The sequence below is a fragment of the Candidatus Zixiibacteriota bacterium genome (assembly GCA_018820315.1).
Taxonomy (GTDB): domain Bacteria; phylum Zixibacteria; class MSB-5A5; order JAABVY01; family JAHJOQ01; genus JAHJOQ01.
Genome location: JAHJOQ010000040.1, coordinates 11,842 through 35,055, shown reverse-complemented (window position 1 = coordinate 35,055; position 23,214 = coordinate 11,842). Strand labels below are relative to the sequence as shown.

18 protein-coding genes and 1 pseudogene are annotated in these 23,214 nt (G+C 51.3%); 8 read left to right on the top strand and 11 right to left on the bottom strand.

Annotation, left to right across the window (positions count from 1 at the left end):
• Positions 1 to 94: 94 nt before the first annotated feature.
• The 7 genes from KKH67_03625 to KKH67_03595 all read right to left on the bottom strand — a co-directional run bounded on the left by KKH67_03625 (position 95) and on the right by KKH67_03595 (position 10,687).
• The gene (locus KKH67_03625; protein ID MBU1318267.1) at positions 95 to 3,148 is read right to left on the bottom strand and encodes a S8 family serine peptidase; all 3,054 of its coding nucleotides are present in this window, start codon (positions 3,146 to 3,148) and stop codon (positions 95 to 97) included.
• Positions 3,149 to 3,233: 85 nt separating this feature from the next.
• Positions 3,234 to 3,434, bottom strand: a complete 201-nt coding sequence (locus KKH67_03620; protein MBU1318266.1) for a hypothetical protein — start codon at positions 3,432 to 3,434, stop codon at positions 3,234 to 3,236.
• Positions 3,412 to 5,097: a hypothetical protein gene (locus tag KKH67_03615; GenBank protein MBU1318265.1), complete on the bottom strand. Its 1,686-nt coding sequence runs from the start codon at positions 5,095 to 5,097 to the stop codon at positions 3,412 to 3,414. The genes KKH67_03620 and KKH67_03615 overlap by 23 nt, the downstream gene beginning before the upstream one ends.
• Positions 5,098 to 5,264: 167 nt before the next feature.
• A complete protein-coding gene (locus KKH67_03610; protein ID MBU1318264.1) occupies positions 5,265 to 7,472 on the bottom strand; it encodes a Na-K-Cl cotransporter in 2,208 nt (735 codons plus the stop codon).
• A 13-nt stretch (positions 7,473 to 7,485) separates the two neighbouring features.
• Positions 7,486 to 8,448 (bottom strand): mechanosensitive ion channel family protein, encoded by a 963-nt coding sequence (locus tag KKH67_03605; protein ID MBU1318263.1) that lies wholly within the window; start codon positions 8,446 to 8,448, stop codon positions 7,486 to 7,488.
• Positions 8,449 to 8,627: 179 nt separating this feature from the next.
• The gene (locus KKH67_03600) at positions 8,628 to 9,341 is read right to left on the bottom strand and encodes a response regulator transcription factor (GenBank protein MBU1318262.1); all 714 of its coding nucleotides are present in this window, start codon (positions 9,339 to 9,341) and stop codon (positions 8,628 to 8,630) included.
• Positions 9,338 to 10,687 (bottom strand): HAMP domain-containing histidine kinase, encoded by a 1,350-nt coding sequence (locus KKH67_03595; protein ID MBU1318261.1) that lies wholly within the window; start codon positions 10,685 to 10,687, stop codon positions 9,338 to 9,340. Before KKH67_03595 ends, KKH67_03600 begins: the two co-directional genes overlap by 4 nt.
• A gap of 475 nt (positions 10,688 to 11,162) precedes the next feature.
• On the opposite strand from KKH67_03595, the gene KKH67_03590 reads away from it, so the two are divergent.
• On the top strand, positions 11,163 to 11,627 hold the full coding sequence (locus KKH67_03590; GenBank protein ID MBU1318260.1) for a transposase: 465 nt from the start codon (positions 11,163 to 11,165) through the stop codon (positions 11,625 to 11,627).
• Between the two features lie 41 nt (positions 11,628 to 11,668).
• On the opposite strand, the gene KKH67_03585 is transcribed toward KKH67_03590, so the two are convergent.
• The gene (locus KKH67_03585; protein MBU1318259.1) at positions 11,669 to 12,574 is read right to left on the bottom strand and encodes a hypothetical protein; all 906 of its coding nucleotides are present in this window, start codon (positions 12,572 to 12,574) and stop codon (positions 11,669 to 11,671) included.
• A 109-nt stretch (positions 12,575 to 12,683) separates the two neighbouring features.
• Positions 12,684 to 13,295, bottom strand: a complete 612-nt coding sequence (locus tag KKH67_03580) for a hypothetical protein (GenBank protein ID MBU1318258.1) — start codon at positions 13,293 to 13,295, stop codon at positions 12,684 to 12,686.
• Between the two features lie 286 nt (positions 13,296 to 13,581).
• Here KKH67_03580 and KKH67_03575 point away from each other — a divergent pair, with 286 nt between their 5' ends.
• The 5 genes from KKH67_03575 (at position 13,582) to KKH67_03555 (ending at position 19,194) form a co-directional block, all read left to right on the top strand.
• Positions 13,582 to 14,592, top strand: coding sequence for a Gfo/Idh/MocA family oxidoreductase (locus KKH67_03575; protein MBU1318257.1), 1,011 nt, complete (start codon positions 13,582 to 13,584; stop codon positions 14,590 to 14,592).
• The gene (gene lpxB, locus KKH67_03570; GenBank protein MBU1318256.1) at positions 14,589 to 15,725 is read left to right on the top strand and encodes a lipid-A-disaccharide synthase; all 1,137 of its coding nucleotides are present in this window, start codon (positions 14,589 to 14,591) and stop codon (positions 15,723 to 15,725) included. The genes KKH67_03575 and lpxB overlap by 4 nt, the downstream gene beginning before the upstream one ends.
• A 154-nt stretch (positions 15,726 to 15,879) precedes the next feature.
• A complete protein-coding gene (groES, locus tag KKH67_03565) occupies positions 15,880 to 16,167 on the top strand; it encodes a co-chaperone GroES (protein MBU1318255.1) in 288 nt (95 codons plus the stop codon).
• A gap of 19 nt (positions 16,168 to 16,186) precedes the next feature.
• The gene (groL, locus tag KKH67_03560) at positions 16,187 to 17,824 is read left to right on the top strand and encodes a chaperonin GroEL (GenBank protein ID MBU1318254.1); all 1,638 of its coding nucleotides are present in this window, start codon (positions 16,187 to 16,189) and stop codon (positions 17,822 to 17,824) included.
• A 623-nt stretch (positions 17,825 to 18,447) separates the two neighbouring features.
• Positions 18,448 to 19,194 (top strand): hypothetical protein, encoded by a 747-nt coding sequence (locus tag KKH67_03555; GenBank protein ID MBU1318253.1) that lies wholly within the window; start codon positions 18,448 to 18,450, stop codon positions 19,192 to 19,194.
• On the opposite strand, the gene KKH67_03550 is transcribed toward KKH67_03555, so the two are convergent.
• Positions 19,172 to 19,417: a hypothetical protein gene (locus KKH67_03550; protein MBU1318252.1), complete on the bottom strand. Its 246-nt coding sequence runs from the start codon at positions 19,415 to 19,417 to the stop codon at positions 19,172 to 19,174. The genes KKH67_03555 and KKH67_03550 overlap by 23 nt on opposite strands.
• A gap of 371 nt (positions 19,418 to 19,788) precedes the next feature.
• Between KKH67_03550 and KKH67_03545 the strand changes: the two genes are divergently transcribed.
• A complete protein-coding gene (locus KKH67_03545) occupies positions 19,789 to 20,256 on the top strand; it encodes a hypothetical protein (protein ID MBU1318251.1) in 468 nt (155 codons plus the stop codon).
• A gap of 240 nt (positions 20,257 to 20,496) precedes the next feature.
• Here the strand turns inward: KKH67_03545 and KKH67_03540 are convergent, their stop codons facing one another.
• Complete coding sequence (locus tag KKH67_03540; protein MBU1318250.1) at positions 20,497 to 20,898, bottom strand: iron-sulfur cluster assembly accessory protein; 402 nt, start codon at positions 20,896 to 20,898, stop codon at positions 20,497 to 20,499.
• A gap of 229 nt (positions 20,899 to 21,127) precedes the next feature.
• On the opposite strand from KKH67_03540, the pseudogene KKH67_03535 reads away from it, so the two are divergent.
• A pseudogene (locus tag KKH67_03535) lies at positions 21,128 to 23,121 on the top strand (redoxin domain-containing protein).
• Positions 23,122 to 23,214: the final 93 nt, after the last annotated feature.

The following is a 23,214-nucleotide window of genomic DNA, read 5'->3' as shown; positions in this document are numbered from 1 at the left end:
AAGGATTCCTGCCCGCCATGAAGAGTGCTGTTTAGTTCATTTCAGTTTGTTAGAAGCATGTATAGCGAATCGCTCCAGATTGCAACTTTGCTGACTACGGACATGTATAGCACGACGGAACCGGTTGTGGCCCGCCAGTAAAGACATAGGCAATCGTGTAAACCACATCATCCAAGTCAACGCTACAACTCCCGTCCGAATCGGCACAACACACAAGCGGCACCGGGGCCGGTCCCCCAGTGAATATATAGGCAATTAAGTATATGATATCGTCGATGTCCACTGCGTCGCTGGCGTTGGCATCGCCCGGAATGCACTCAGGCGAAGCGACCTGTTGCATGAAGTCCACAACATTGAAGCAACTCCCGTCCACGGTCGGCAGGCGCGCCAGGATCGTCCGCACGCTGTCGGAGGTGAGTGTGGAGTCCGCCTCCAGCGCAAGAGCAATTGCGCCCGCCACGTGCGGTGAAGAAACGCTGGTTCCCTGTGCGTGCACATGCGCGTAGTCATCAGCGTATTGCCAGCCTGGATAGAAGACATTGTTGTGCTCAGTCGACGCAATCCACGCTCCCGGCGCAAATGCCTCAGGCTTGGCTGGAGAGCCGCCGTTGAGTCGAGATGGCCCTCGGGACGAGAAGAAACTTATGTCTCCCAGATCATACCCTGAGCTATCAAACATGGATGAAGATGCAGGCTCCCGGCCCGTGTAGCAGCTTGTCCATGCGCATTTCGTATTCACGGATGCAACCGTGATCACCTCCGGAACGCAGGCAGGCTCGGTGATGGTGCGTGTGACATCGTAATCGGAGCTATCGACCTGAACGCAAAGCGGGGCGACCGTTGTCCTGGAATCATAAATATAGGCGTCCCACTCGCCCGGATAGCCGGACAACTCCACAGTCCACTTTCCAGCCGGAATGTGGTATGGGGTGCCCGTGAAAGCAGATATTCCATCTCCAAATGAGAGTCTGCAGAAATGTGACGCCCTTCCTGGATACGGATCATATACCCCAGCATGATTCCAAATCTCGTTTTCTAAGGTGAAGTGCCCGAGGCCGTCGCGAAAATAGTCTCGTTGATAGTCGTCTCCGCAAACCGACGATTGCGATCCTCCCTTCGGTACCCAGTCTGTCGTGTCCGTCGGTGAACAAACTCTGATTGAGCAGAAAAGGCCGTCGTACCAGATCGCGACATTGAAGTATTCTATCGAGTCGGAAGTGATGGGATTTGTGTTTGAGGTGGGAACATCGAGCTTGAACGAACCAGCGCCGATGCCGTGTGCGTGAGATCGATGATCGGCCCATCCATCGTAATTGTGGCGCACTTCGGGATTGAGACCGTCCCAACCTTTATTGCCAGCTGAGGCAGCGCACAGGAAGGCATGATCGGTGAGATAGGGAGCATCCCAGAGGATATCGGAAATCTCCAATTCAAGGTACGAGGAGCCATCACGCGGACCATCAAGATTTCTCCCGACTGACATGTTCACGATGCAGGGCATCGATTCATCTGCGGCTTTAGACACGATGTACTCAAGTGCATTTAAGTAGTTCGTGTCCGCCGTTTGACTAGAGCTTGGTAGTGACACAAGTATCAGATTTGCACCAGGAGCAACACCGACGAAGTGGGGCGGAGGAGCAGAACTGCGACCGCTCCCCGCCGCGATACCGGCAACAAGAGTGCCATGGCCCCAGGCCTGCGTGCTACCCAGTGTCGTGTCGACTTGCGAGTAGTTGCCGATGTCAAAATCTGATTTTGTCCATTCGCACCCATATGGCACCGAGGAAGCGTCGCCACCGCTTCCATCCTGGTCCCAGAAGTAAAGCACCTTTGAATCATTTGAACCGAAAAAGAAATCTTCGTTCAACGGGTCGCACTCCCGGTCAATGACGCCTATCAGTACACCGGTGCCATCCACTCCATACAGTGCCCTCGCTGAATCAGCAAAGAAATATGCTGTGCTTGTGTCCAAGTCCGGCGATTGCGGCGACGATTGAATGTCGAGTGCCCATTCAACATCGCCCCCTCGACGCATCAGCGAGATCTTAATTACGGACTTTAGTTTTTTGACTTCGATTAACTCCTCGACGCTGAGAGTCGCTGTATATAGGTTCGTACGGCGGGGATTTCCAAGTCTGATACCCATTGCCTCCAACTCTGCGGTTGAGCCGTTCGTTTCTATCCAAACACCAACGCTTTCCGCTTCAGCAGGTCCAAAAACATAGTTTGACCGTACCCACGGAAGCGTCGGCAATCCATCGCGTTCCTTTTTCACTACCTCTTTCGCCGTCTCTGCTCGGACGGTAAAGAAATAGGTGTCCGCCTGCGGTGGAGAGCAGTCATTAACTACCTGTACTTGCATTCCGTAGTCGAACGCCTGATCCGATTGGAATGTAAAAAGCCCGGTGAGGCTGTCAATGTCGGCGAACCCACCACCCCCCAACAGCTCCCAATAGATCGAGCCATTGCCGCCAACGCCACCAGGATCGGCTTGAAACTGATATGTCAATGCGTTGCAATTATCTGCCACCAGTGTGTCGTTCGGCGGCTTGTTGGTGATCACCGGCGGCTGGCAGGTTGTCTGATAGACCGTAATCATGAACGGGCTTCCGGGATTGAAGTTCTTGTCAAGGAAGCCGGGGCGGTTCCCAGTAGATCCCCCGCCACAAGTTAATTCAGACCATTTCCAGGGGCCGGCGGGCGGGAAGAAAGCTGAATCGATGTAGATAGCTCCGGGATCGGTGCCAATATCGAGCCTGACTGTGAAGTAGGGCTCTTCTGTGACGATTGGAATACCGCCAGTAAACACCGCAAGACCACCAGCGAGGAAGGTCGCATAGGTGTCTTCCCCGCCTGTGAAAGTGTGATTGAACAAAAGACCAGTCATGGTGAACCAATCCGTGTCGTGATGCTTAATCAAGCTGTCGTACGTAAATGTCGCGCCGCCGGTAGCGGTTAGTGAAAAGCCATTCGAAGCGCCTGGCAGATCCGGGTAGCCCTCCACCACGCACTGGCGAGTGATGTAGAAATCGAGATTCGCTGTCGTACCGGCGCCGACCGAGTCGGAGTCGATGCGGATGTAATCATCCGCGAGTGCAAGCACACTCACAGAGATTACGAGAATAGATGTGATGATGAACTGTCTCATCTGTTCCTCCCTTTCAAGTCCCGGCAAGCCCGTGCGGACAACCGTGTTGCCCGCACACAATTAAGGATCAACCTGCCTACTATCTCTATAACGGATTGCCCCGAATATTCCAAGGGAAATCAACTGCGCCGAGGCGCAGTTGCAGGTCGACAGCCTTGGGTGAGACGCGAGCGATGAACGTGGAATCGACCAACGCTCCAAGTGTGCCAACAACGGTCGGTGCACATGAATGTACACCGACCATTGCGAAGCGAACTATGCTCTTATGAGCAATCTTGTATGCCATTATCATCCGGGTCGCCGGGGGGCGGGCCGCCTGCGAAAATGTATGCGATCATATATACGACATCGTCGATGTCGACCGCGCCCGAACAATCGGCGTCTCCCCAATCGAACGGCCCTTGATTAACATAGAGACAGATAATCGTCATTTCCGGCGAATTCAACGCATCACCACTCACCATGATCGTATCAAAGTAATAATCCGTCGTTGTCGGCGTGATGGTGACACTGACATTGATAGTCGATGGTGCGATGCCGGAACTGGCACTCAACACGACCCAAAGGTTGGTCTTGGTGGCTGTCCAATCGAGGGATTGTCCGCCGACGTTCGAGATCGTTAGTGTCTGTGCAGACGGATCGGGCTCGCCAATCACTTTCTCGAAAAACAGGAAGCTCTTGTCGACTGCTATCACCGGTGGCGTATCAAGAAGCTCTAATGTCACTGCGATCTCCTGAGGGGAGTTCGACGCTGAAGGATCTTCGACACTGATTGTCGCAGTGTGTATCCCGGCAGATAGCCCGGTTTTATCGATCTCTACTGTAACCGTCCGATCACCCACTGCGGAAGAGGGATCACAAGTCAGCCATGTTGCGTCGTCGGTAGCGGCCCAGTCGAGAGTGCCGTCACCGACGTTTGTTATAGAGAACGTCTGAGTGGCTGGGTTGGGACCAAGCGTGATTCCACTAAAATACATGCTCGACTTATCAAGCTCTATAACCGGGATCGCTTCGTTGATTGTCAGTGATACGGTCACATATTGTGGGCTATTTTCGGCATACGCCGCAACCGTCATCATCGCCAAGTATGTTCCAGGAGTGTATCCGTAGGTATATGCGTGAAGCGTTATTGAACCGTCGCCCATACCTGAGGTAGGCGATAACACCAGCCATGGAGCATCATCACCTGCTGTCCACTGGAGTAATCCCGTGCCAGCGTTGGATATATTGACCACCTGAGTCGGGGGATTGCCTTCGCCTTCGGTGGCTATGAACTCGATTGTGGTTGGGTCGAGTTGAATGACCGGATCGGTGCCGCCGAGAATGTTATCGACATGGACGGTCGCACCGGTAAACTGAGGTGGAAAGGGAGTTCCGGGGGACGGTGCGAAGACGAACTCGGTATTAGGTGGAAACCAGGTTGAATCTACTGTTATATCAAATTGCTGTGGAAGTTGTGTTGGATTGAGGGACCTGATCTTCATAGTACCGATTTTGGTGGTATTGCCGGGCGGAAAGAAGAGCGGACCGCTGAAAACGTTTACAATATCCAGCATGCATCCGTTGAACTGACTGTGAACTGACTGAGGCAGGCTGGCAGAATCGAGTGCGCTCAGGTTGCACATAAGAAAGTCTGCACTCATAGAGAACAGGAATGTGTCGACGACAATCAGTGAATCATCATGTCCGGTGCCGCCGCCGGTGCTGGTTGTCAGCCTGAATCCGAGTGTAGCTCCGAATACATTGATGTCATCGCACCGCGTCCATAGCTCGATTGAATGTGTTTCTCCGTAAGTATCAAGTGTCCATGTAGACTGTTGTGGGCTGTATCGAACCGTGTCGGGATATCCAATGTCCTGCGCCATTACGGGCACAGTCAGCAGCAACACCACTGTCACTAATGACATGACAGCAAGTGTCCTGAAATTACGCAGGGCTTCGCGTTTCATGGCAACCTCCGATAGATATTAGAAATGTGCTGTTACTAATTATGCGACTAAGAACAATCTACGAGAAAGTATAGATAATACGGTCTGCTTGTCAAGAGGGAAGTTGCTCAGGCGGTATGCAATGAGGTTATCCGGGGCGGGGGCATTCCTGTCATTCTAATATGAGGCTACTCCGGTTCGAGTTCGTCAGGTTCGAGCAATTCTCCCACGAATACGCAGGAATTCTTGACGAAGAAGACTACAGGGAGGTCGCCGCAGATGCCTTCGAGACGGTGGGCGTAGTTCAGTTCCTCTCCCGGCTCCGGGACAGCCAGGCCGAGAAACACAGCGTCAGCATCTGCACTGCGTTCCTGAATCAATTGACCTATCTTGACACCTTCAGGTCGGATGAAAACATCGCACTCCGCATCGATTCGAATCTGCTTAAGCAGTGACTCCAGATATCGAACAGTGTTCTGCTGGGAAAACTCATTGGAGGCGGCGCACATGATTTTGAGCTCTGTCCCTCGCCACTCTGGATTGCGGGTTAGCAGGTATGCCAGCAGAAGCATGAGATCGCCGTTCTGTTTCAAACCGCCCCACCAGACATGAATCTCCCGGGAGGCTTTCCTGATCGGGAATATGTGCTGAGGATTGATTTTCCCGATAATCACCGATTTCTGAATTCTTTCCAGCCGCCTCGCAGTCACAATGAACTCCGCGAGACGATTTGGGTCTTTTGGCCAGCCGAGTACGATCGTATTGCTCGCGAAACCGGCAATACCGTTCGCTTGCGAAACGTCCACGATGCCATGAACAACATTGTCGACCACGTCGACCTCTACAAACACGGTAAGGTCTTCAGATAGCATGAGCTCGGTCGTCGTTTGTTGCCTGCTTTCGGTGTCGATACTTTCTTGCAGAAGATCGCCTACGACCAACTCACAGACAGTGACCACGCCGCGATTCTGGCTGAACCATGAAGCAAACTTAATAAGATCGAGTTTCTTCCGTGCGTCATCCACAAAAACCAGCACGTGCGGACGCCAATTTCGCGCGCTCATGGAGCGTCTGGACAGCCTGATGAGCGCCCAGCGCAGAACTGCTTCATACAGGCCACGTCTTGCATCTCCCCATGTCGCTCTCTGCTCTCTTCTTGCAAAGAAGAGCCAGAGGAAGATCTCTATCGCAATCGCAACTACGCTCGCGAGAGGACTGATAAGAAACATCACCCACAAGCAAGCCAGACCGCAGGCGATGTTGACAAACCATGGAATCCGGAACCTGGGTCGCCATGATGGATCACCGCTGAGGGATTCCAGACCGGCGACAATGTTGATCGTGCCGTAGACGGTGAGAAAGAACATCGTGACTACCTGAGCCACCGCATTGAGGTCACCGAGAAAGACCGAAGCTATTGCGATTGAGGCTGAGAGAAGTAGCGCGACTCTGATTCCCGCATTGCCTGATACGAATGATCGCACACTCTGTTTTGAAACCTGATCTCTGACAATGGCCTGCAGTGTGCGAGGCGCACCCAGCACGGATCCTACCGCTGATGAAAGGATAGCTCCCCATAGACCGGGAAGGATCAGAAAAACACTGAACGGAGCGATCTTGAGCCATATTAGAGCATCGGTCTGCAATTGTTCCGCAGTGGCGGAAAAGAACAGGAGTATCGGTATTATCATGTAAACGGCGAAGCCGGTAAGAGTCGCGGCAATTGCACCGAACGGAATCGCTTTGGTGGGGTTCTTGAGATCACCTGACAAGCTGAGACCTGCCATGACTCCCGTAACAGCCGGGAAGAAAACTGCGAAGCCGTACCAGAAATCTATGTTGCTCATTGGTTCGACAGCAATCGGAACCTCTGTTGATCTCATGATTGTAGCGGCACCTATGGCCAACGCGACAAGCGAAATGCCTACCAGAATCAGCAAAGGCACCTGCGTTTTGAGCGCGAATCTCGCTCCATACAACGAGACCGCTGTCACGACGAGGATGATTATGATGCACGCTGGAAGCAGCGACACTGCAGGCCAGATGATTCCCAGTGCTTCAGCAAGACCGTACGAGTAAAGCGTTATGGATACTGCCTGCGATAGAAACAACGGTATGCCGATTGCTGCGCCAATGCCGAGACCGAGACTGCGGGAGATGATGAAGTACGCCCCGCCACCGCCGACTCTCATGTTTGTTGCCATCGAGGAAAAAGAGAGAGTTGTCACGAGAGTGATCAAGTTTGCTGCAACAACTATGACCAGTGTCTTGACTAAGCCGAGATTTCCCACAATCCATCCAAAGCGCAGATACATAATCACGCCGAGAATGGTGAGGATTGTGGGCGTGTATACACCCAGAAATGTACCTAATTCCCCTTTCGTGTTCTGCTCCAATAGTCAAACCTCGCTAATCTTCGTCAGGAATTTGAGGCTGGCCGGGTGTTAGGCCGGGAAGACTCGCGCGAGCTCCCGGTTTGCCCTCTTGAGTATTGTTGTAGCGGCGCATCGTTGGATACGCGAAATCAATGTCGTTGCACTCCGCGAACTTGTTCAGGATATCTTCCCAGATTGCATGCTGCGCGCCACGCCGTTCACGCGGTTTGCATAGATAACGAATAGTCAGCAGTACACCGTAATCTCTTACAGATGTATAAACTGTAGGCGTAAGCGTCTTGTAGAAAATCATCATGCGAGAGGAGGCTTCTCGCACCTTGTTCGCGGCGGTTTCTGTCAAATGCTCGGCGTGTTTCTTTCCGATTTCAGTCAGAATCTCCTTGGCCCTCTTCCAGTTGCTCTCGAAAGTTACCAGCACCGGTACCTCGTCCCATATGTATCGGAAGCCTTTGCTGTAATTGGCGAGCATCTCGGTGAAGACTTTGCCATTGGGAATACGGATCACACGGCCTGTGGACTGATCCCCGTCGACCCAGTTGCCTATTTCCATAAGAGTGAATTGGAAAATGCGCAGGTCGACCACGTCCCCTTTGTATGTTCCAACCTCTATTCTGTCGCCGACCGTGAAGGGACGTCGCCAGACAATGAAAAGCCAAGCCGCAAGATTGACCAGAGGATCACGTAAAGCAATCGCGATGCCGGCAGAGAGAAGACCGAGGTATGTGAGCAGAGGCTGAAATCCGGAATACCAAATTCTGCCTGTAATCAACATGCCGACTAAAACCAGAACATACGTTGTGGTTTTGCGCCAGTTATAGCGGACGCGGATGTCCTCGATTTTTCTATTGAGTACCCTGATAATGACAAGATGTATGATAACCAGAATAACTACCACAATCGCTGAAGCGATTAGCTTACTGGTCAGATTCGGGTCAAGCTCCCAAATTCTCGCAAAATTCTCTTTCAGACCGTCCATACTCGAATTATCCCGGAAACGATATTGAGAGACACGCTCAGTTGAACCACGCGGTACAAGTTACAGCGATTACTATATCAGTTGACAACAAAAACTTAGACTTCATACAAAAAGTTCCGGCGTGCATTCGGATTTGAGATCGCCACGATCAGTTGCTTCCCGTGATGATGTCCAGTCAACTACTGATTATCTGTGTCACCCGATGGTGTGAATCTGTAGCCCGCGCCTCGAACAGTGTGGAGATAACGCGGATGCGAGGGGTTCTCTTCGAAAAGTTTTCTCAGTCGCACAATGAAATTGTCGACAGTGCGGGACGATGGATAGAGATTGTATCCCCAGACGGCGTCGAGGATCATGTCGCGCGTGACAACTTCTTCGGCATGTTCGACCAGGAATTTCATGATCATGCATTCCTTCTGCGACAACTCCTCCTCCCCTGAAACACCCTTTGCGCGATATGATTTGAAGTCAATCCAGAAATCGGCAAACGAATATCGCTCGCTGTCGAGTGTTGATGTGCCGTACCAGACCTGCCTGCGGAACATAGCAGCCACTCTTAACAGCAACTCCTTCAGATTGAAAGGCTTTGTGAGATAGTCGTCGGCACCCGCCAGCAGTCCGGCAATGCGATCGTCCTCACGGTCTCGCGCCGTAAGGAACAGGATTGGAATCCTGTCCCCGCTACCGCGGATGGTCTTGCAGATTTCGAGGCCATCTGTGCCGGGAAGCATAACATCGAGGATTATGAGGTCAAAAGCTCCATTTCGCCATAACTCCAGGGCAGCGTTACCGTCGGCCGCGACCACAGTCTCATAACCTTCAGCCTCGAGAGTGATTCTCAGGCCATCTGCAATGTGTTCTTCGTCCTCGACGACTAGAATTCTCTTCTTCATTTTTCCTGCAACGGCAGTGTAATGATGAATGCAGACCCATGGTCCTGCCCTTTCGAGTGCACCACAATATTCCCTCCGTGCGCCTCGATAATTTCTCGTGCCAGGAACAAACCGAGACCGGTGCCGCTGACGCCTCGTGCATAATTGTCGCTCACACGATAGAATCGATCAAATATCCTGGCTTGTTCGTCTTTAGAAACTCCTATGCCATGATCGGTAATGCGTATCTCTGCAGACTCTTCCACCCTCTTCAAACTGACCTCAATTGTGCGTTTGTCTGGCGGCGAGTATCTGAGCGCATTGTCGATCAGCGCCCGGACTACTCGTCTCAGAGCCTGATAGTCCGATTTCACCGTGACCTTCTCTTCTACACTCCTGTGCATCTTTCCATCAAGTCTTGTTACCAGCGGTTCGAGACCATCGAGGTATTCGTTGAGATCGTCAGACAGGTCAGTCTCCGAAAGGTTGAGTTCGTAGCCTGATTTTCCGAAGTGACCTGCTTCGAGAACATTGTCAATAAGTCCATCGAGACGCTCGCAATCATCGAGCATCTTGGGAAACAGCTCCGCCGCGAGCTGCTCATCGACATTTCCCGATTGAAGGGCTTCAAGATAAAGGCGCAGCGATGTCAACGGTGCGCGAAACTCGTGAGTGACAGCCTGCAGAAAATGCTGCTGACGGAACTTTAGATCTTCCGATCGCTGCAGAGCGCGATAAATCAGATACGCACCGAACAGAATCAAGAGCAGGAAGAAGCCGCCCTCCGAGAGGAACATCATAATGCGACGGTGCGCTTCAGAGTCGAGACTCTCTTGAATGGCATCGGGCACCTGAATCATATCGGATGCGACCCACGTCGATTCGCTGCCGTCATGGATGCCCTCAATCGAAAAAGCCAGATCCTCGGCAAGCTGACTCGGGAAGAGAAGGCGGGGATACTCGGCATCGAAGTAGATGATGCAGCCATTGGAGACTATAGCGTGAAGGGTCGAGTCTATTCTACCACCAGATCGTTGGGCTGCACCTGAATCAGTTATCGAATAACCGATTACTGCCGGATCGGAGAGGAGGCGGTCAAGCTCGCTCTGCAGCAGTTCGGTGTCCCCGGATGAGAGCCTCACTGCCTCGTCAGCGATCTTGACACAGTTCAGGAAGTCGTTATTTGCTATGTTTATGACTTGACCAATCCTGAGATTGAGCAACTCGAGCTGAGTCTGAGTTACTTCGCTTGTGCGCTCAATCTGGAAGACAATCCACCATGAAAGCTGCGCAATACAGAATATGACCAGCGCTACGAATACTGCAAGAGCAAACTTCGAAGGATCGTGGCTTCTACCGGCTTTCATCTTCTTCCTCACGAGTGCAGTTGGTTCAGGAACTGAAACCAGCCCATTTGCGGCATACTAACTTTGATCGGGAATGTACCGACTCGCTACTTCAAATTCAAGAGGTAATTTGAACGATGCGCGGGAGCGGAGTGCCTGCATGCAATGCTGAGATTCCTGACCTGTATGTATTCCGAGCAGGAAAGGATTCCTGCCCGCGCGGAAAAGTCACTCACCTCACTTATGTTGTTGCCGAACTTCCCCCTACTTACTACATTACCCCTTGAATCAAGCTCTGTGTATACACACAGTTTCTTGTGTACGTCGATACCAAGATATGTATCCAACATGGCCGCTCCTCTGCTAAGGGTTTACACGGTCAGGATAATATATCCTGGCCGAGCGGCCTTCTCATAATATCAAAACACCTGTGGTTTTGACGTCTTCATCTGATCGCATGTCAAATTTACGTCGGTATTTCAATGAGGGAAATCCTGTGTTTCTCACAAATGTCACACTCGACCGCAAACCCCTCCTCGCAAAACATATCGATCTCTTCCGCGAAGCAATCGAATCTACGCAGCAACGCAGTCCGTTTGAGGCGATCGCGTGGGTGATCCTCCCCGACCACTTCCACATGATTGTGCTGGCAGAAAGGGAGAATCCATCTGCGCTAATGTGCCGGCTCAAGCTCTCATATTCAACACGCCTGAGAGGTCGCATCGGGATGGTCTCCGGACGAATCTGGCAGTATCGATTCTGGGATCATATCATTCGCGATCAGAATGACATGAATCGACACATTGATTACATCCATTACAATCCGGTGAAGCATGGTTTGGTAAGAAGCCCTTTCGATTGGCCGCATTCATCGATTCACGATTATCTCCAGAGAGGATACTATGCGCCAGATTGGGGTGTGCGGGAGCCGGAATATCTTTCTGGGGAATTTGGCGAATGAATTGAAGATGTCAGAACCACAGGGGTTTTGACCTACATCGCCTAGGAAGTCCAACTGCGAGGAAGAGCCAAGCCTAGATGATTCTCTATCCATCGCAGGGCAGTGTGGATGTTAGCTTGACTACCGGTGTATTTCGGTTCCGCAGCGATCACAACTAAGGCCGCTTCGTGAATAACCTCCCTTAACATGTCACCGATAGTCATAGATTCTCTGCCAACGTTGTCGCCTAGGTCCATCGATAGAAACCTGATTAGAGCTTGCTCTGTCCAGAGCTCGCTGTGCTTACTGTCGGACTTGGCTATGAAGAAATCCAAGTCTATTGTGGCCAGAAACTGACAGCTCTTCATCTGTTTGATCCGGTCGCGACAGAGTAACCATCTCCTTTTCTCGATATCAGAGTCGAAGGTCTCAGCCAACACATTAATGCACTGGCCGCCGAGCTCTTCCTCGACGTAAATCCGAAGGGGAATCACTTCATGTCTGACATCATTATAGTCAGCTAGAAACAAGCTCAGATCTCGATCCAAGGAATTGTGATCGGTACTCCTATGCCAGAATGGTCTTTTGTCGTCATCATGTTCGAGCTGTCCGCCAATCAAGAATGCATTGTCTATTAGACCGAAGTCTGCACCAGTTACTATCCACTGTCCATTGTCATCTATGTCATCCGTCAGATACTCCTGCAGTTGCCGATGAGATACTCCTTCACTTAGTATCTTCTTCCAGAGACTGGATTCAGTACCGGTGTACTTGCGATACCCTGCCCAGTCGCGATGCGCATCAAGACTTACTATTGTACAGGGCTGGTACAGAATGTTTTGCTGCTGCGCCCAGTGAATTATTGACAATATCCACCTGTGCTGATTGTGCAGTAATATTGGTTTGCCTGAAAGTTCGAACCGGAGACCGTCAGACTCAACAACGTAGTCAAGATCATTAGCTTTCATGATGCTGGCCTTGAATTTCCCGCTCTCAGTGAATACTCATCCACTCCCCGGGTAGACTCAGTGTCAATCGCACTCCGACATACACATGACCTGTTGGCAGCCAGATACGTCATTCGGCGCGTGCATTTGCGATCGCGCTATACAACTTACTCTGAAATTCCGAAAGCTGGTGGTGAAAATCACTGCCGAACACCGGATTCTGCTCGAATCCATTTCGATCTGTATATTTGATCCACAAGTATTTATCCTGCTTCTTCATAGCAAACGCAAGAATACCTACGAGAAGCATTCGAGCTGCGGTCAGTCTTTCCTTCGTGTCCATTCCAAAATCCGTAACGGATGTCAAGTCAACATACATCAGAAAGACGGGTGCGCCGAGAGGTCTCGCGATGACTCGCTTTGATGTCAGTATCAACTGGACATCAGCCTTCTCACCCTGCGTCTTGTGACCACCATAGTAAGTGGCCGGTGTCCTGTACAATTCCACTTCGTCATCGAGCAGATCGACCTTCTCAAGGTCTGTGTACAATCCACGTTGGTACCGGTATGCAAGAACAGCAACGACAACCGCAATCAAGACAGCGACGTAGTAAACTGCGTGAGGCATTTCATCCACGTTCACACCGAAGATCAGGGAGGCGAACAGACAGATTACTATGAACGTTCCGCAGCCGATGCTACATCCGAAGCCACCGCTCTTGCTTGCTGGGTCTTTGGTCATGCGGTGTGCTCCCATGCCCAGAGGGCTTTGCTGGTCATATTTCCTGCAAACCTTACCATTCCACTGATGTTACCAGCCCTTAAATGTCAATACAATCACGAAATCAGATTCATAATATCGCCATCGCCCAACTCTGTCAAGGTAAATGCCTTGATGCCGCTCATTTCGTTGGAGCACGAATGAATTGAAGATGTCAAAACCGCAGGGGTTTGACCTACGTGCTCCCCCAACTTACCTTTGACAATCGCTCCCGCTTTGCGTATTCTGACTCGCACAGGGAGGACGTGTGACAGATAAACCAAGAATCGGTGTGATAGGGGTCGGGCATCTCGGCAAAGCGCATGTGCGGGTTCTGTCGAACCTCGAATCGTGCGAACTGGTCGGGTGCTATGATATACTCAGCGAGAAGTCTGAGGCGGCAGCGGCAGACAACAACACAAAGGCATTCACAGATGCGCAGGAGTTGATTGCCGAGTGCGACGCGATATCGCTTGTGGCGCCGACATCGGAGCATTACAAATGCGCAATAGAAATACTCAACGCGGGCAAACATCTCTTCGTCGAGAAACCGATCGCGGCCACGGTCGATGAAGCTCGCGAGATGATCAATCTGGCCGACAAGCTGAACCTCAAGCTGGCTGTTGGGCATATTGAACGGTTCAATCCGGCGGTGATCGCGCTCGCAGACAAGATTTCACATCCGACATTCATCGAGGGACATCGCCTCGCGCCGTTTAATTTTCGCGGCCTCGATGTCGCCGTCATTTTCGATCTGATGATTCACGACATCGATCTCTGCCTCTTTCTGACAAAATCGAAAGTGGTCGATATACAGGCTTCGGCGGCTGCGGTCGTGTCTGATCACATGGATATCGCGAATGCGCGGCTGACATTCGAGTCGGGATGTGTCGCGAATCTTACCGCCTCGCGAATCTCCGCAAAACCGATGCGGAAACTGCGGATATTCCAGACCAAAGGCTACATCTCGATCGATTTCAGCGCACCGTCGGCGGCAGTCTACAATCTTCTCGACAGCGGTGAAACGATGGCGGAAGCTCCGGGATTCACGACCACGGTCGACTACGGCGATGCCGGAAAGAAGATCGCGTACAGCAAGCCGAACATTGAACCGTACGACATGCTGACCGCAGAACTCGAATCTTTCATCGATGCGGTCACTAACGATGGACCTGTTGCGGTGTCGGGTGAGGATGGTCTCCGGGCGCTGACAATCGCCGCCGAGATCGAGAAAATCGCACAGGCTGGACTCGACAAACTCCAATTGCAGCTCAGGTGACAAAACGAATATTCATATCGGCGGGTGAGATTTCGGGAGACCTGCATGCCGCCGGACTTGTCGGTGAATTGAAGAAGCTCCTACCCGATCTTTCATTCTGGGGGCTTGGTGGTGACAGACTCAAAGCAGAAGGCATCGACGAACTCTATCATGTCGATCAGCTCTCTACTATGGGATTTGTCGAGATAATAAGAAAGCTCCCATACTTCCGACGGGTCGTTCATGAGGTTAATGGGCGTCTTTCTGACAATCCTCCCGATGCTGCGGTTCTGGTCGACTATCCCGGCATGAATTTCAAATTCGCCGAGAAGCTGAACGAACTCGAGATTCCGTTTGTCTATTACATCCTTCCTCAGGTCTGGGCGTGGCATAAGAGCAGGATCGAAAGAATGAAACGGTGGAATGCGAAATTCATCTCGATTCTTCCCTTCGAGCCGGAGTTTTTTGAGCAACATGGTCTCAATGTCGAGTATTTCGGTCATCCGCTGATTGACCTCGCCAAGCCGGATTTGAGCCGGAATGAATTTCGGAAGTCCATCGGTCTTGGTCAGGATGAGAAACTGATTGCGGTTCTTCCGGGATCGAGATTGCAGGAGATTGTGAGAATCCTACCACGAATGCTGGCGGGATTGCGACTGTATCGACTGCAGGGACATGAGGTGAAAATCCTCTGCCGCCCTGCAAACTCTCAGCAGAACGATCTTGTTTCCAGGTTCATCTCCGAGAATGGTGTCGAAGCGGATACCTTCAACGGGAATCTTCATACGCTGCTGAGCGCTTCCGACCTTGCACTTGTGGCATCCGGCACAGCCACGGTCGATACGGCGATCTGCCAGACACCTGCAATTGTGCTATATCGCACCAACTGGCTGACGTATCTGATTGCCAGGAGTGTAGTTACGGTGAATAACATCGCATTGGCCAATCTCATAAGCGGTGAGACTGTCTATCCGGAATTGATCCAGGAGGATGTCGATCCGGGGCAAATTTCTGCGGAAATCCGGAAAATCCTTGAAAATGATGCTAATTCAGACGCAATTCGCTCCAAAATCGCGCGAATTCCAGTGTTGTTAGGCGAGGGAGGCGCGTATGCGAAAGCTGCTGAAAGAGTTGCGAGTCTAATCTCCAGCTAGAATAATCGCGAAAAATCGCTTGACAAGATTTCTGGAACCTTTATATTCGCCAATTGTTAGCACTCGATGCAAGTGAGTGCTAACAAGAGTGAGTTTATTAGACAGCTTTGAATGGATACAGGAATCCCAGTAACACTATGTGGAGGAAATTGGAATGAATATCAAGCCGTTGGCAGATCGAATCATGATCAGAGCGCTTGAGCAGACTGAGGTCAAGAAGGGTGGAATCATCATTCCCGATACGGCCAAGGAAAAGCCAGTGCAGGGTGAAGTCGTCGCAGCCGGTCCCGGCCGCATAACAGACGACGGTAAGAAGATCAACCTCGATGTGAAGGTCGGCGACAAGGTTCTTTACGGAAAGTACTCCGGAACCGAGGTCACGTTTGAGGATCAAGAGTACTTGATCATGCGCGAAAGCGATGTCCTGGCAATCATTCAGTAACGAATAGGAGATATAGACAATGGCAAAAATGATTGAATACGAGGCAGCAGCTCGTGACAAACTCAAGAAGGGTGTCGACAAGCTGGCCAATACAGTGAAGATAACGCTTGGCCCGAAGGGCCGAAATGTTATCCTCGACAAGAAATTCGGATCACCGACAGTCACTAAAGATGGTGTGACGGTTGCCAAGGAAATCGAGCTTGAAGATCGTTTCGAGAATATGGGTGCGCAGATGTTACGCGAAGTTGCCTCAAAGACTTCCGATATCGCCGGTGACGGCACCACTACCGCTACAGTTCTCGCCCAGGCGATTTATGCCGAAGGCCTCAAGAATGTTACCGCTGGCGCGAACCCGATGGCAGTCAAGCGTGGAATCGACATCGCTGTAGCTAAAGCTGTCGAGGAGATCAAGAAGCTCTCGAGACCGGTTTCCGGTAAGATCGAGATTGCCCAGATTGGTTCGATTTCCGCCAATAATGACAAGCAGATAGGTGATCTCATTGCCGAGGCTATGGAGAAAGTCGGCAAGGATGGCGTCATCACAGTCGAAGAAGCCAAGACGACCGACACTACTCTTGAAGTTGTCGAAGGTATGCAGTTCGACCGCGGTTATCTCTCCCCCTATTTCGTTACCGATCCGGAATCGATGCAGGCGGAACTTGAAGATGCCTATGTTCTGATTCACGACAAAAAGATTTCGTCGATGAAAGACCTTCTCCCCGTTCTCGAAAAGATTGCACAGACAGGTAAACCGCTTCTGATCGTTTCAGAAGACGTCGAAGGCGAAGCTCTCGCCACGCTGGTAGTCAACAAGCTGCGCGGCACTCTCAAGATCTGCGCCGTCAAGGCTCCCGGATTCGGCGACCGCCGCAAAGCGATGCTTGAAGATGTCGCAGTCCTCACCGGTGGCAAGGTCATCTCCGAGGAACTCGGCTTCAAACTCGAAAATGCGGTCATTTCCGATATGGGACATGCCAAGAAGATCACGATCGACAAGGACACCACTACGATTGTCGAAGGCTCTGGCAAAACCGAAGACATCAAGGGCCGGATCGAGTCGATCCGCAGGCAGATCGAAGACACGACGTCAGACTACGACCGCGAGAAACTTCAGGAACGCCTCGCCAAGCTGGCGGGTGGTGTTGCGGTGATCAATGTAGGCGCTGCCACAGAAACAGAAATGAAAGAGAAGAAGGCGCGTGTCGAGGATGCTCTTCATGCAACTCGCGCGGCTGTCGAAGAAGGAATCATTCCGGGCGGCGGCGTAGCATTCCTGCGTGTAGTCCCGTTCCTTGATGATCTCGGGCTCACAGGCGACGAGCTAGTCGGCGTCAGCATCATTCGCAAGGCACTTGAAGCTCCGTTGCGTTTCATCGCCGAGAATGCCGGTGTCGAGGGTTCGATAGTTCTGGACCAGGTGCGCAAGAACAAAGGCGCTTACGGCTACAACGCAGAAACGGACAAGTATGTCGATATGTTTGCGGATGGCGTGATCGATCCGACCAAGGTCGCACGCTCGGCGTTGGAAAATGCAGCATCGATTTCGTCCCTGCTGCTGACCACCGAAGCAATGATCACCGACATGCCGGAGAAGAAAGACGGTGGGTCGGGTGGTGGCCCTGGAATGCCTCCGGGCGGCTACGGCGACATGTACTAAGCCGAATTGATTTCTATTGGATAGAAAGAAGCTCCCGCATAATCGCGGGAGCTTTTCTTGTTTGAGTGGAGATGTACTTCTGGATTCCGGCGTTCGAGCTTGTTGATAGGTCACCATTCCCGGAGAAATCGTCATCGCGAGGAGCGAAGCGACGTGGCGATCTCTATGCCGCATCAAAGTGCACACAGGGGCTGTGCTCCTGTGAATATTTCATAGAAGAACGCAGAGGCACAGCCTCTGCTCGCACATCAAGTGCGCGGCAGATGTCCACATCTGACCGAGATTGCCACTCTTCGCTCACAATGACGTGGTTCGGGGTTTATCCACAATGCCGTTCGCCGGAATGACGCGCACAAGACCGCGCACAAGGCCGAGACAACGCGGTACGCGTTGTCATTCCGTTGCAAAACGGAATCTATCCCGACCTCTCATTGTGGTCGGTGCAGGTCTCGCGTAACGACGAGTACTCAGCGCAGCAGCATTTGGCTTGACACGATTGCGGAATCGTGGTATGATAATTGTGATTTCGAAGATATTATCGCGGACAGGGATTGGTGATGCAGAGAGAGTAGTCAGCATCGCTGGGATTCCGGCCCGCAGTTCGGTCGACAGGAAGGTGACGGATGCGCGACATAGACAGCATACTTCGGTTCCGCTCAGATCTGTCTCCCTTTCTGGTTCACTTGACAAAGGATGAATCTGGCGGTAGATCGGCGAAAGAAAATTTGACGAAAATCCTGACGGAAAAGCAACTACTCTGCAGCGATCAACTTATCAGCGATGCTCGATTCGGTATGTTGACATCAAGCCTTACGGAGGCAGAAAAGCAGGACTTATTCTCAGCGATTTGCTTCACCGAGACCCCATTAAACGAAGTGCATTCACTTCTTGAGATATCGTATCGAGGAGTCGACCTCAAACCATACGGGCTGGCATTCTTGAAAGAACGTCTCGCGGACCGAGGAGTAAGTCCAGTGTTATACATCAACAATATACGCGGAAACTCTGACGCACTATTCCAGGCTATGTGTACCCTTTGTGAGACTCGCCGGAATGAGGCCAAGAGACTGTTGCCGCTTATGGCGGTATTCGGAAAGAAGATCCAGCCTCCTGCTGCATCTAATCCACAGAGCGGAGATGTGAACTTCATCTGGGAGAGGGAATGGCGACAACCGAAGTCAGAGGGACAATTGGGATTCGAAGCCAATGACGTATTTATTGGCTTCTGTCCACATGAGGAGATCGATCACTTCGATGATATGAACTTGGGATTCAAATTTATTGATCCGACACGAAATGCAAAGTGGTACGCGGAGAAGCTTATCAATGCAAGACAACGGTTAAAACTCAAATACTCCGTAGTCCCATAGTCTGCGGTGGACGTACATCCTCGTGCGCCAACGCAGCACTCAGCGCAGCAGCATTTGCCTTGACACGATAGTGAGATCGTTGTATGATAATTGTGATTTCGAAGATATTATCGCGGACAGGGATTGGTGATGCAGAGAGAGTAGTCAGCATCGCAAGGATGCTGACCGACGGTACTGTGTCGTCAAGCAAGAGTTCCTGACGGCCAATCGTAAGCGAGGTCATAACTTATGCATTGTTCTCACTTTTTGCATTTCATAATCGTAGTCGCCTTATGTATTGTTGCAGCGCAAGCGGAAGGCCTTTCGGCCCCCGTCGCTGTCAACTCTGATTCAAACATTGTCGATTCCTGCGGTGTGTCGGCGCTCGCGCCGAGTCTTGCAGATCGACTGCCTGTTAACGGGAAATCCCGTGAATATAATACTAAAGTAATACTTAATGATAGCAACGCTGGGGAACATTCATCAAGTACATTTGATTGGACAACGTGCGTTTCGTGGGCGCTCCTTCTTTTGGCTGTGTGCGTCGCATTGTTCCATATCGACCATATGAGTAGACCTACTCTGACAATACTGGTTCCGGATGATGGTTCGTGCGTGAAAAGCACAAGACCGCGAATAGAAAACACCTCAAAGACTGACGCTGAAGGTACCGTCATTCTCAGGCTGTTGATCGATGGCGTAGCACATCACTGCGATGATGCCGGCATCGGCGCTTATTCGGGACACAGGATATGGTATTTTCCAGCTACCAACAAGGAAATGCGGGGGAACATAAACCTTATGAAACGAATTAGGGAAATCCTCGGCGATAGCGTGAACCTGCGAGACAAAGAAATTCTACTCGAATCATGCATGCATTATAGGAGGTTTTATCCTTATCGCCATCCACTCCTAAAATGGCGTCGGATATATCGCAAAATGTATAGGTCGCCCATACAGCGCTGGAGATTTGAGAACTGTCGGTGGGTTCTTGTACCAGATTTTCTCTGCCCGCAGAAGCCATATGATTACGATCGGGATCTTCTGCGGCGGGAGCCGGAATCGAAGATCGTCAAGGGCTAGTCCTATGGGCCGCGACCCCTGCGATTCTGATTATTTTATTCCTCTGCGTGACAAAGAAATAGGCAGGATCGCTCCGTCACGCCTTGCGTGACTTCGGATCGCTGCCCTACATGATTCGGGCAGACGGGACGTCTGCCCCGCCCACATGTCAGATTGATCACGTGCAAAATCAAAACAGCACCGTTAATGATCGGTGCCGTATCTGGAAAAGAGGCAAACGAAAAGAGTCTATGTGAGCGACTAAACGGCGAATGAGTTGCCGCAGCCGCAAGATCGCTTGATCTTCGGATTGTCAACCGCGAAACCGGCCCCCTGCACAGTCTCGACATAATCAAACACCGAACCGTCAACATACTGCAAAGTCTCCGGGTGCATCATGACTCGCGCGCCATGACGTTCGAATACGAGGTCCCCGTCCTTTGCTTTATCTAATTCGAGCGAATAGGAAAATCCGGAGCAGCCGCCCCCGTCAACCGACAACCTGAGCCCATAATCGGCTACAGGCAGTTTCTCGGTCTTAAGGAATGACTTTATCTTCGAAGCTGCGTTCTTTGTAATATCAATCCCAGTGCGGTCGGCGGGAGCTTCTCTCTGATCTACAGCGCTCCGGCTATCGCCTCCGCTACCACAACATCCAGCCATGCTACCTCCTACATTGTCCACATACACTCACAATTGTGGATAAGTGCAATCCAAGATATATAATTCATCAGTGAAGTCAAGTCTGAATTTGTATCTTGTTATGTCACTTATCATTGTGTCAATCCCCCGACTGTATTAGAGCGGGAATAGTCCCGCTTTTGTGTGAACTATATCGGTCCACAATATGTTCCTGAATCACGGTAGGTGAGTTTTGACAAGTGAGGTAGGAATGACTATTCGAGATGCCAGGATTGTGGCGATCATATCTTTGACGACTTTTCTATTTACAGCATGCGGAGTTAGTGGCGGGGAACAAACGGATGGAGATACGACAGTGAAAGACGAATTATTGGATGGGACTGTCCATGCGCCGGACTTTCCGACAAACCTCGAATGGCTCAACACGGATCATCCACTAACGGTTGAAGACCTGAAAGGCAAAGTTGTCCTTCTCGACTTCTGGACCTTCTGCTGCATCAACTGCATGCATGTGATCCCTGACCTGAAACGGCTTGAAAAGAAATATGCCGATGAGCTGGTGGTCATTGGCGTGCATTCTGCCAAGTTCACCAATGAGAAGGGGACCGAATCGATCAGGCAGGCGATTCTGCGGTACGAAATCGAACATCCTGTGATTAACGACAAAGACTTCGCCGTATGGAATCTCTTCGGCGCTCGCGCATGGCCGACGTTTGTGCTCATCAACCCGAACGGCAGAATAATCGGCACTCATTCGGGCGAGGGACCATACGATGTGTTCGGTCCGATCATTCAGAATGCAGTCGACTATTTCGGTGCGAAAGGCGAATTGAAGCGCGGTCCGGTTGAGTTCGCGCTCGAGAAATCAAACAAACCAAACACAGTATTGTCGTATCCCGGTAAAGTGAAGGCTGATGCTAAAGGCAATCGGTTGTTCATCACCGATTCCAATAACAATCGCATCCTGATAATCTCCCCCGATGGTGAGATACTTGATGTCATCGGCAATGGATCTGTGGGCAGCGAAAATGGCTCGTTTGAGATGGCTACGTTCAATCATCCGCAGGGTGTATCGCTCGCTGGCGACACTCTTTATATTGCAGACACAGAGAATCATCTGATTCGAGCGGCTGATCTCAAGAGCCGCGAGGTGACAACGATCCTCGGTACCGGCTCTCAGGCGCGGGGTTATAACCAGCTTGCTATGGCCGCAGTGTAGCGCTCAATTCTCCGTGGGACATGCTGGTTCACGATGACATTATCTATATTGCAATGGCAGGTTCGCATCAACTCTGGTCGGCAGACCTCAAGACTCTGCATGCTGAACCGTTCGCCGGATCGGCGCGTGAGGCGCGAATCGATGGTCCGTTGTTGCAGGCTGCGCTCGCTCAACCGAGTGGCCTCTCCACCGATGGCAACAAGCTCTATTTTACAGATAGCGAGACGAGTTCGATTCGCTCGGCGGATTTCGATCCTGACGGCAATGTGACTACGATTGTCGGTGAAGATCTGTTCGAATATGGTGATATTGACGGCAAAGGCAGCAAGGTCAGGCTTCAGCATCCCCTCGGTGTGGTCTATCATGACGGTTTGCTATACATCACCGACACTTACAATTCGAAGATCAAGATCATCGATCCCAGGGAGAAGACCAGTAGAACATTCGCGGGGACGGGAAAGCACGGTTATGTCGATGGCAAAGCATCAGATGCTCAGTTCAGCGAGCCGGGCGGAATCACGGTGCTTGGAGGCAAGCTCTATATCTCCGATACCAATAATCACCTGATCAGAGTGGTCGACATCAAGACCGGCGAAGTCTCGACACTGCCGCTTTCCGGGCTTGAGAAGCTGCATCCCGACGATATGGAGACATTTGCGGGCAGAGTGGTCGAGTTGTCATCGCAGAAGATCAAACCGGGAACTGGACGGATTGTATTGGATGTAGATCTTCCAAAAGGATACCACTTCTCCGAAGGCGCACCGTTTTTTGTGGATGTCAGAACATCGGATAATTCCATCGTCAAGGTCGCCGACAGACCATCCGAGGTGACATTTCCTTACGAGATTCAGCTCGATGCTCACACTGGAATGACCGAGGTGCAGATCGACGCGGTGATATACTTCTGCCCCGACAAATCGAGCCTCTGCATGTTCGACAACATTCGCGTGAAGCTGCCGGTCGATGTGGCGGCTGACGGTTCGGATGCGATCACGGTGAATGTCGATGCGAAGACAACGCAGTGATTGGTTTGCCGATCAGGTTGTTCTTGTGGGCGGCAGATCCTTCGAAACTCAGGACTTGTGTCCACATCAGCCGCACATTTCAGGTTGAGATAG